The organism is Stenotrophomonas sp. GbtcB23, assembly GCF_019091045.1.
GTDB classification, from domain to species: Bacteria; Pseudomonadota; Gammaproteobacteria; order Xanthomonadales; family Xanthomonadaceae; genus Stenotrophomonas; species Stenotrophomonas rhizophila_A.
Window position 1 is genome coordinate 1 of the sequence record NZ_JAGXKC010000248.1, and the last position, 363, is coordinate 363.

Annotated in this window: 1 protein-coding gene; it reads left to right on the forward strand. The window is 65.3% G+C overall.

Annotated features, from left to right (window positions below; translation table 11 throughout):
- Positions 1–151: 151 nt before the first annotated feature.
- Positions 152–363, forward strand: a 212-nt coding sequence (locus KVS69_RS18980; RefSeq protein ID WP_217539520.1) for a hypothetical protein, incomplete at its 3' end; no start/stop codon positions are given.

Here is a 363-nt window from a genome sequence, read left to right on the forward strand (position 1 = left end):
GGAAGCGGGTGCATCATCGCGGCCGATCGACACGGAAGAACTGCAGATCGCGTACATGCCGTTCGAACTTCCGATCTGACGTTTCGGCCTGCGCGAGCCGCAGTGGCTGTTTGCGAACAAGCCCGACAGTGCGCGCAAGGTGACGTTCCTGATGCTGGGCAAGGTCATGAGCGGCGAAGAGCGCGCGGAACAACAACGGGAAGATGAACTGGGGCGCCTGAGTCGCGCCATTCCGCTGTACCTGGCGGAAAGCGCCTACGAGTGGACATCCCTGCACGCCCACTCCCTGGCCGCAGTGGTCAGGGGTGGCGGGCCGGTGCTGTTCGGTGCGCAGGACGAGGCCGGCGAACGCGATACCGCGGC